We start from the raw sequence: 7,957 nt of genomic DNA, 5'->3' as shown, positions 1-7,957 counted from the left end.
CGTTAAGGCACGCCGCCTGGCGCGGGCGCGATTCTTCGCTGCCGTGACGCCGTCAAGCGCGGCACGCGCCCACATCGGTTCCGAAAGTGGGTCGCGGCGAAGGTATTGCACGCCATCCGTAAGCACGGGCGCCACGAGCACCCCGGCGGCGAGCCGGGGGAGAAACTGAAAGAATTGCTTATTTTTCAACGAGAAGCCCCCGGCGTTGACAGGTAGCCTGCGCGCCGCCGCCAACGTCACATTCTCGGCACGAGGTGCTGAGCTCAGAAAGTAAAAAACCCGCCGAAGCGGGTTGGGACTTGGCTCGCTAATACTCAATGGACATATCTCGCCACAAAGTATGTGGCACCCACTAACGCTGATCCAAAGCTACAGACAAACGTCACAAGTTTCCATGTCTGCGCGTTCATATCCTTGCGAAATTCCGCTCGCAGATCCGCTGTTCCTTCACTCGTAGCGCCCCGAAGATCTGACAGCCCCGCGTTGACTGCGCCCCGCAAATCCGACAGATTTTCGCCGACCGTGCCCCGCAGGTCAGACAGATCCGCTCTTACCGCGCCCCGCAAATCTGACAGATCTGCCTTCGTTGCCAAAGTGTCAAACCGCGTCTCGATGCGCGCAAGCCGATCTCTCGTTTCGAGATTGGCGTCTTCCAGTGCTTTGACTCGGGATTCCATGCCGCCATCATCGCCGCCGCCGCCGGCACTGTCAATTCCTGCGGGATGTATCTCAATCGCGTGCTTTTTCGCCTGCGCTGCATTGCGGAGATCGTCTAGCCGGTGCACGTTAGCGCCCATCTGGGAGCCTCTCGATAATCGACCGAAGCATCGCCGCAGCGGCATTCGTGTTCTGCTCATAGACCTCTTTCAAGGCTTCGTCGTCGTCATCACTAGTGGTACGCTCGATTCGAACCATACATAGGTTTGAGATCTCAATCAGGCTTGTGCAGACCAAAACGAGATCGAGGATCGCCTCGTTCAGGGTGCGGTAAAGTGAGTCGTTCCTTGACATAGAAGTTCGCCCTTACTCACTTCGCGTTCACATCGCCCGTCTGAGCGATCTTCTGCATGATGTCCTTCTCGTAGACATACCACGCCGCAAGGCACGGCTTGTCCTTGCACTTCTGCTCCCGGTAGTTCCATTGCTTCTTCAGGCGATCCGCGAAGCCAGTCTGGTCCTGAACGGCGCCGCGAGCCAGTTGTACCAGGTCCGCCAGCGCCCGATCTGAGGAGGCGAGCTCAGGATCGTGGCAGATGAGGTATTGCGGAAGTGATCCGGGCTGATTGCAGTCGAAGCTCGCTTGCTGCAGGGGCCCGTCACCGCCAGTTGATTGCGCCTGGGGCGCCACCGCAGGCATCGTGCCGGCCGGAGGCGCATTAGGCACCGTGGGAGGCATGTACTGCGCCTGCGGCATCCCGGAGTTGGCTGCCTGGCCGTATGGCTTGAGCTGCCCGAAAATGGCATCCGCGAGCATCGCGCCTACCACCGTGTCTGGTGATACGCGGATAGTCTCCGTCTTCCCAACTACGCCACCGACCATCGTTTCTGATTTCGCAAAATCGCATGGGGCCTGGCAGCTTACCCGGATGGCTGTACTCGCATCGCTGGCGTCCGTGCCGAGCAGCAGAATCACATACGTGCCGTTCCGGTTACCCACGTACCGCATCATCTCCAGCGCCTTCACCGCCCTTCCGGCGCGGACGTCGTCCTCGCTGAGGGCCGACTCATATCCGTATGTTCCGTCGCCTTCACTCATGGAATAGTGGTGATTCGACGCGGCCTGGGCCGCTGGCTGGGTGGACGCAGGCGTCGTAGTCGGAGACGCCACGGGCTTTGGATGATTGGAGGCGGCCGAAGGACTCTCCGTGCCTTTCCCGCACCCCAACAAAATGAACGCCGCCAAGCCGATACAGCCGATTAGCTTTCTCAATTTCGCTCCCTCCACATTGTTATTCCGTCGGATAACGAAGAAAATCTCCGACAGATATTCCATGCGCACGGTGCTTCGCCAGCGTCGGCACAGCGCGCGATTATGGCAGAGGGAGACGTGGAGGCCCACGGCGTACGTCAAACACGCTTCAAAGACCGATTGTGTACGTCGTGCCTTTCGGCCCGAATCGCGCGGTGAGAATCTGACGTCGTGGTGTCTTGTTGGGTGCGCCGATCGCGAAATGCACCCAGGTCCCCTCCTGGATGATCTGATCGTAGGGCATCTTGCTGCCCGCCAGCTTCTTGCAGACCTCCAGCGGGCTGCCGAAGCCTGGGCACGTGAAATCGGCCGCCAGCGCGCTCAGGTGCGTGCTGTTCGCCGCACCTCCCACGGCGCGATTGATCCTGGAGAACAAAACACCATTCAAAGCAACCACGCGCAGCGGTGAAACTGCACCGTGTCAAGACCGCGCGTCTCGATGCCGACGATCTACCGCCTGGTTCGCGCGAGTGAATTGACCCTGGTAAAACTTGGCAAGCTCGCATCAGCGATAGCGGAAGACAGTCTCTGCGACTTCATCGCCACGCACACGCAGCTGGTGGCGAATGGTAGCCAGGCTGGTAGCTGGAACAAAGATTGAATGCATGAAAGGCCGGAAAACCTTGTGCAGCAAGGCGCTCTGGCCCCGACGCGCATAACATGGAACAATGCACGTTCGTGGCCCACGTCGCAGCGGCGTGGCCCACATGACAGGAGCCGATGCATGAGCGACGAAAAGAACGCAGAAAAGACCCGCAAGAAAAAGTCGAAGACCGGCGCAGGCCGTCCCTCGCGCGAGCAAGCGGAAGACGCCGTGCGCGTGCTGCTGCGCTGGGCCGGTGACGACCCCGGGCGCGAAGGCCTGATCGATACGCCCTCGCGCGTCGTGCGCGCTTATGAGGAATTCTTCGCGGGCTACGATCACGATCCAAGCGAGATCCTGTCGCGCACCTTCTCGGAAGTGGACGGCTACGACGAGATGATCGTCCTGAAGGACATCCGCTTCGAGAGCTACTGCGAACATCACATGGTGCCGATCATCGGCCGCGCGCACGTGGCGTATCTGCCCGAGCATCGCGTGGTGGGCATTTCGAAGCTCGCGCGGCTCGTCGACGCCTTCGCCAAGCGCCTGCAGATTCAGGAGAAGATGACTGCGCAGATCGCCGACACGCTCAACGAGGTGCTTCAGCCCAAGGGCGTGGGCGTGATTCTCGAAGCGGCGCACCAATGCATGTCGACGCGCGGCGTGCACAAGGCCGGCGTTACGATGGTCACGTCGCGCATGCTCGGAACATTCCGCAGCGACCCGTCCACGCGCCGCGAATTTCTTTCCATCGTCGGCAATCCCGGCGTGATGAGCGTGCCCAACACCTGAAGCGCGCGCTGCAACGCAGCCTCAGGTTCGGCCCGAGCCGGTTCGCAACCGCTCAGGCCGATCAACCGCTACGGCAGGCCCGAACCGGCGCGAAAGCGTCAGGCCCGAGCGCGCCGCCATCGAGGCCGCTTGCGGCCACAACGGCCGCAATGTGACCGCTCAGGACCGCTCGCGGTCCTTCAAGCCGGTTCGTTGCCGGTGCCGATCTCGCGAATCTTGCCCTGGCGCACGCTGCTGCCCGGCGGCACGCTATGCGTGAGCCACACGTTGCCGCCGATCACCGAGCCTCGTCCGATCGTCACCCGGCCCAGAATGGTTGCGCCGGCATAGATCACCACGTCGTCCTCGACGATCGGATGGCGCGCATTGCCCTTCACGAGCGTGCCGTCGAGATCGGCCGCGAAGCTCTTCGCGCCCAGCGTCACGGCCTGGTAGAGGCGCACGCGCTCGCCGATGATCGCCGTCTCGCCGATCACGACGCCGGTGCCATGGTCGATGAAGAAGCTCGGGCCGATCTGCGCGCCCGGGTGAATGTCGATGCCCGTTGCCGAATGCGCAATTTCGTTGATGAAGCGCGCGAGCAGCGGCACGCCGAGCCGATGCAGGGCATGCGCCAGCCGATGGTGCGTCATGGCCCAGACGCCGGGATAGCAAAGCAGGATTTCGGTGATGTGCTGCGCGGCCGGGTCGCCCGTGAACGCGGCCTGGATGTCGCTCACGAGCAGAGCGCGTATGCCGGGCAGTTGGTGACCGAACTCGCGGGCGATGTCGAAGGCGCGCGTGCGCAGCACGTCGTCGCCGGCTTCGGCGTTCTCGGGCAGGAAGCGCAGCGCGCGGCGGATCTGCTCGGCAAGCAGGCGCAACGTGCTTTCGAGGGTATGGCCGACGTAGTAGTCGACGCTTTCGTCAGTCAGGTCGGGGGCGCCGTAGTGCGTGGGAAACAGCGCGGCGCGCAACCCGGCAACGATGTTGATCACGCCATCGCGCGAGGGCAGCTCGCGGATGCCGAGCGGATGGCGCGTGCGGTGGAGCTCTTCGCGCGACGCGCGCAGGTCGGCGACGATCTGTTCGAGGCCCCAATCGGGAGAAGCGGGATTTGGCATGATGAAGCGGCAAAGGCGGCGGGCGCCGCCGAGGAGTGTATCGACCCCAGAGATTACCGCTTTTCGCGGCAGCGCGCCGAGCTGCCCTCAGAGCGTGACGCTGCTCGCATCGATCCAGCGCACCGCCCAGTCGCGCGCATGCGCAATGGCAGCTGCTTCGTCGGAAAAGCGCAAGTCGGCCGGGAAAAAACGATTGGCAACGAGTTCGCCGTCACTCGAGCGCGAGATCACGACATAAGGTTGATATGTGCCGTCGCCGGCGCGCGCCGGTGCACAATTGAGCAAATAGCCGCGATGCGTGAATGCAGCGTCGAAGTGCATGTGTCTCATCCGCCCCTGACTGCCTTGTCCGTTTTCGTGGGCGCGTACAGGATCGTGCGGCAAAGCCACAGCCCGGCCTTTCTTCATGCCGTTAATTCTTAAGCGCGCCAACTCGTTGAAAGAGGATCATACTCCCAGTAAATACCGCGATCCAACGAAAAAAATGCGGGATTGCTGGAGGCGTTCTCCTGGCGCACAGGCTTGCAATTCCGCCCGATTCAAGGTTCGCACTGGGTGTTTTGGAACGTCTCATGCTGAATTTTGGTGCATCCAGTTCTTCAATGGCTCTCCCACGGAGGACACACCATGACCGACTCCGACCGCAGCAACCGCCCCGGCGAAATGCAAGCCAAGGAGACGCGCCGGCGCAGCGCCGAACTGCATAACGACCGCACCCACGACAGCACGGTCGACACCGACGGCAAGAACCGCGAAGCCGCACGCCTCGCGGGAGATGGCCTGATCGGCCCCGACGAAGTCACCACCAGCAACGCCTCGCTCGACAACAGCGTGCCCGAGGCCCTCGACGGCCTGGCGGGCTTCGACAGCCGCGGCCTCGCGCATCGCATGCCGTTCGCGCCCGAGACCGGCTTCGAGGCCGTCGATATGGGCATGAGCGCCCCGGAGCTGCCCTACGATTTCGACTGGCAGCTCGCCGACCCGCGCGAGCCGGGCCAGCGCCGCAGCCCCGGACGCATTCACTACGCCATCAACCACCTGCGGCCGACGCGCGTGGTCGAACTGCATCGCAAGCCTTGACCCACGCAGCACATGCAATCGAACGCCTGGCGAGCTTGCCTCGCCAGGCGCGGCCCGTTGCGGCCATGCACTCGGCGCCCCCCTCTTCCGTTCAGTGAGACGGCGCAGGCCGGCATGGATCAAATGCCACGTTGAATGACGCGCGAACCGCCCTAACTAGCATGCACAAAAGTGCATTCGATCGTATTAACAATCTTTCAAGTTGGCGCGGTATGAATTACCCGGCTTTATTACCGATTCAGATTAAGCCATTTCCGGCATGAGCAATAAATGCCAAAACTCAATTCCGAACTACGTGCGCGTTAGATGCGCCATGCCAACAAATCGCCACTTTTGTTCTGCACTTGCAGAACAAGGACAAGACTTCTCCCTAAGCGCCGGGTCAATCCGTGGCGCAAAACCTTTCCGGTGGGGAGAAAAAGACGATGAATTCGGAATTTAGTGATAAATTGTTACATCACAAGAAGCAAGGCGGCAGCCTGCCCCAGGCACCGCCTGCGGTCTGGCCCACCGCCGATGGAGAGTGTTGACGTGCCTCTACATTACATTGAGCAGATGTCATCCGTGCTCGACGCCCCCGAGGATTCGGCGTGGTTCGAGGCGGTGTCTCGGCTCGCCGCCTCATGGGGCTTCGGCCAGGTCATGCTGGCCATCCTGCCGCGCCCGGGCATGCGGCTCGAAGACGCGTTCATCCGGACGAACTATTCTTCCGTCTGGCGGCAGGCCTATAACGACCACGGCATGGCGTATTTCGACCCGGTCGTTGCGCATTGCACGACGCGTGCCGCCCCGCTCATCTGGTCGCCCGAACTGTTTGCCACCGAGCAGCAGCAATCGATGTATGAAGAAGCCCGTTCGCACGGGCTGCGCGCCGGCATTACCCTGCCGATCCATGGCCCGCGCCAGGAGGCGGGGATGCTGTGCTTCGTCAACGACGCCAATCCGTCGGACTCGTTCTGGCAGGACGTGGACCGTGCGCTGCCGAACCTCGTGTTGCTACGGGATCTCGTGCTCGACACGAGCCAGCGGCACCTGAACGATCATGCTCAGTCCCTGATTCCCAAGCTCACGCCGCGCGAAAAGGAATGCCTCAAGTGGACTGCGCTGGGCAAGTCCACTTGGGAAATTTCGCACATCCTGAATTGCTCCGAGGCCGTCGTGAACTTCCACATGAAGAACATTCGCGGGAAGTTCGGCGTGAACTCACGGCGTGCGGCAGCCGTGATTGCAACCCAGATGGGTCTTATTGACCCGGGCTAAGCAACATCGGCGCGTCCGGACGCCGAAGCACGCGCTCGGCACGGCCCAGATCGCCGTCCGAAATCGTCTTGTTGAAGTACAGACCCAGCAGGATCGACACCGGCGGCGGAATCTCCGCGCCTGATTCGAACCGGCTGCCGCGCGACTGCGTCACGCCGAACCGCGCCCAGAAGCGGCGCTGGCTTTCCTTCTTCTTTTTCCGATACGCGATGATCAGGACACGGTCGATTACCGACGACAGGTCCCCTCCGGTGTGAGCGGAGTTCGTGCCCGCCTGCCATTGATGATTGTCCAGAAGTTCCATTTTGACTCTCGCTGTGTCAGATATGCCTGATGAGTGACTGCCGCCCAGCCATTCTCCAGAACTGACCCTCCCCGCGCACCTACCTATCTTGATAGGTGTTTTTTTATATTCATAACGCATAGCTTCGATCCATACCGCTGCCCCTCCACACGTACACGGGAGAGTTGTCATGCAAGCTGCGATTCGGATCGGACTGCGTCAGGAGTTCGACAACGAGGATATCAACGAGATGTACCGGCTGCGCGCGCGCGTGTTTCGCGACCGCATGGGCTGGGATATTCCCACCATCGCGGGGATGGAAATCGATGGGTACGACGCGCTCGGGCCCCATTACATGCTGATCCAGGACGACGACGGCAAGGTGCGCGGCTGCTGGCGCCTGATGCCGACCGAAGGCCCGAACATGCTGCGCGACACCTTCCCGCAGCTGCTGCACGGCGACGCGGCGCCGGCAGGCCGTCATATCTGGGAACTGAGCCGTTTTGCCATCGAGTCGGGCAATGACCACGCGTTCGGATTTGCCGACGTCACCATGCATGCGATCCACTCGCTGGTCTCGTTTGCCGACCGCATGGGCATCTCGCGCTATGTGACCGTCACCACCACGCCCATCGAGCGCCTGCTGCGCCGCACCGGCATTGACGTCACGCGGCTCGGCGCGCCCGTTCGCATTGGCGTGGAAAATGCCGTCGCGCTGGAAATCGCCGTGAGTCCGCAGACCCGCAACGCCCTGTTCGGACCGATGGCCGTCGCGGCCTGAAAGACGCGTACACCCCCTTGTCGATCCAGCCACTTGCGCCACGGCCCGCGGCGCTCATGTCAGGCAGCCTACGATTTTGTCTGATGAATTGCGCCGAAGGTGGCCG

12 protein-coding genes are annotated in these 7,957 nt (G+C 61.9%); 5 read left to right on the top strand and 7 right to left on the bottom strand.

Going from position 1 to position 7,957, the window contains the following annotated elements:
• The 4 genes from BO1_RS60820 to BO1_RS55125 form a co-directional block, all read right to left on the bottom strand.
• On the bottom strand, positions 1–318 hold a 318-nt coding region (locus BO1_RS60820; protein ID WP_218002859.1), incomplete at its 3' end, for a hypothetical protein.
• The gene (locus BO1_RS56710; protein WP_052409815.1) at positions 315–797 is read right to left on the bottom strand and encodes a hypothetical protein; all 483 of its coding nucleotides are present in this window, start codon (positions 795–797) and stop codon (positions 315–317) included. The genes BO1_RS60820 and BO1_RS56710, both read right to left, overlap by 4 nt.
• 230 nt (positions 798–1,027) lie before the next feature.
• Entirely contained in the window at positions 1,028–1,756 is a 729-nt protein-coding gene (locus tag BO1_RS42590) for a lysozyme inhibitor LprI family protein (protein WP_028222784.1), read from the bottom strand.
• Between the two features lie 322 nt (positions 1,757–2,078).
• A complete protein-coding gene (locus tag BO1_RS55125; protein ID WP_052409814.1) occupies positions 2,079–2,345 on the bottom strand; it encodes a D-Ala-D-Ala carboxypeptidase family metallohydrolase in 267 nt (88 codons plus the stop codon).
• A gap of 63 nt (positions 2,346–2,408) precedes the next feature.
• On the opposite strand from BO1_RS55125, the gene BO1_RS59875 reads away from it, so the two are divergent.
• On the top strand, positions 2,409–2,570 hold the full coding sequence (locus tag BO1_RS59875) for a hypothetical protein (RefSeq protein ID WP_156992729.1): 162 nt from the start codon (positions 2,409–2,411) through the stop codon (positions 2,568–2,570).
• A gap of 123 nt (positions 2,571–2,693) precedes the next feature.
• Positions 2,694–3,344: a GTP cyclohydrolase I FolE gene (folE, locus tag BO1_RS42575; protein WP_028222783.1), complete on the top strand. Its 651-nt coding sequence runs from the start codon at positions 2,694–2,696 to the stop codon at positions 3,342–3,344.
• A 179-nt stretch (positions 3,345–3,523) separates the two neighbouring features.
• Here folE and epsC read toward each other — a convergent pair whose 3' ends face one another.
• Together epsC and BO1_RS42565 are read right to left on the bottom strand one after the other, a co-directional pair.
• Positions 3,524–4,447 carry a serine O-acetyltransferase EpsC gene (epsC, locus tag BO1_RS42570; RefSeq protein WP_028222782.1) on the bottom strand — a complete coding sequence of 308 codons (924 nt, stop codon included), beginning with the start codon at positions 4,445–4,447 and terminating at the stop codon, positions 3,524–3,526.
• Between the two features lie 87 nt (positions 4,448–4,534).
• Positions 4,535–4,768 (bottom strand): hypothetical protein, encoded by a 234-nt coding sequence (locus tag BO1_RS42565; protein ID WP_028222781.1) that lies wholly within the window; start codon positions 4,766–4,768, stop codon positions 4,535–4,537.
• Positions 4,769–5,074: 306 nt separating this feature from the next.
• On the opposite strand from BO1_RS42565, the gene BO1_RS42560 reads away from it, so the two are divergent.
• Both BO1_RS42560 and BO1_RS42555 read left to right on the top strand, forming a co-directional pair.
• Positions 5,075–5,527, top strand: a complete 453-nt coding sequence (locus tag BO1_RS42560; protein WP_028222780.1) for a DUF3005 domain-containing protein — start codon at positions 5,075–5,077, stop codon at positions 5,525–5,527.
• A 555-nt stretch (positions 5,528–6,082) separates the two neighbouring features.
• Positions 6,083–6,787 carry a helix-turn-helix transcriptional regulator gene (locus BO1_RS42555; protein WP_028222779.1) on the top strand — a complete coding sequence of 235 codons (705 nt, stop codon included), beginning with the start codon at positions 6,083–6,085 and terminating at the stop codon, positions 6,785–6,787.
• Here BO1_RS42555 and BO1_RS55120 read toward each other — a convergent pair.
• The gene (locus BO1_RS55120) at positions 6,771–7,091 is read right to left on the bottom strand and encodes a helix-turn-helix domain-containing protein (protein ID WP_043288797.1); all 321 of its coding nucleotides are present in this window, start codon (positions 7,089–7,091) and stop codon (positions 6,771–6,773) included. The two genes, BO1_RS42555 and BO1_RS55120, sit on opposite strands and share 17 nt — an antisense overlap.
• Positions 7,092–7,260: 169 nt before the next feature.
• Between BO1_RS55120 and BO1_RS42545 the strand changes: the two genes are divergently transcribed.
• The gene (locus BO1_RS42545; protein WP_028222777.1) at positions 7,261–7,851 is read left to right on the top strand and encodes an acyl-homoserine-lactone synthase; all 591 of its coding nucleotides are present in this window, start codon (positions 7,261–7,263) and stop codon (positions 7,849–7,851) included.
• The last annotated feature ends 106 nt before the right edge of the window (positions 7,852–7,957 follow it).

This window comes from Paraburkholderia oxyphila NBRC 105797, assembly GCF_000685075.1.
Taxonomy (GTDB): domain Bacteria; phylum Pseudomonadota; class Gammaproteobacteria; order Burkholderiales; family Burkholderiaceae; genus Paraburkholderia; species Paraburkholderia oxyphila.
This window is presented reverse-complemented; position numbering and strand designations above follow the sequence as displayed.

Coding starts and splice junctions, on each gene's coding strand:
- BO1_RS42590 (WP_028222784.1), bottom strand. CDS start 1,756: ATGAGTGAAGGCGACGGAACATACGGATATGAGTCGGCCCTCAGCGAG.
- BO1_RS56710 (WP_052409815.1), bottom strand. CDS start 797: ATGGGCGCTAACGTGCACCGGCTAGACGATCTCCGCAATGCAGCGCAG.
- BO1_RS42555 (WP_028222779.1), top strand. CDS start 6,083: ATGTCATCCGTGCTCGACGCCCCCGAGGATTCGGCGTGGTTCGAGGCG.
- BO1_RS42560 (WP_028222780.1), top strand. CDS start 5,075: ATGACCGACTCCGACCGCAGCAACCGCCCCGGCGAAATGCAAGCCAAG.
- folE (WP_028222783.1), top strand. CDS start 2,694: ATGAGCGACGAAAAGAACGCAGAAAAGACCCGCAAGAAAAAGTCGAAG.
- BO1_RS42545 (WP_028222777.1), top strand. CDS start 7,261: ATGCAAGCTGCGATTCGGATCGGACTGCGTCAGGAGTTCGACAACGAG.
- BO1_RS59875 (WP_156992729.1), top strand. CDS start 2,409: ATGCCGACGATCTACCGCCTGGTTCGCGCGAGTGAATTGACCCTGGTA.
- BO1_RS42565 (WP_028222781.1), bottom strand. CDS start 4,768: ATGCACTTCGACGCTGCATTCACGCATCGCGGCTATTTGCTCAATTGT.
- epsC (WP_028222782.1), bottom strand. CDS start 4,447: ATGCCAAATCCCGCTTCTCCCGATTGGGGCCTCGAACAGATCGTCGCC.
- BO1_RS55120 (WP_043288797.1), bottom strand. CDS start 7,091: ATGGAACTTCTGGACAATCATCAATGGCAGGCGGGCACGAACTCCGCT.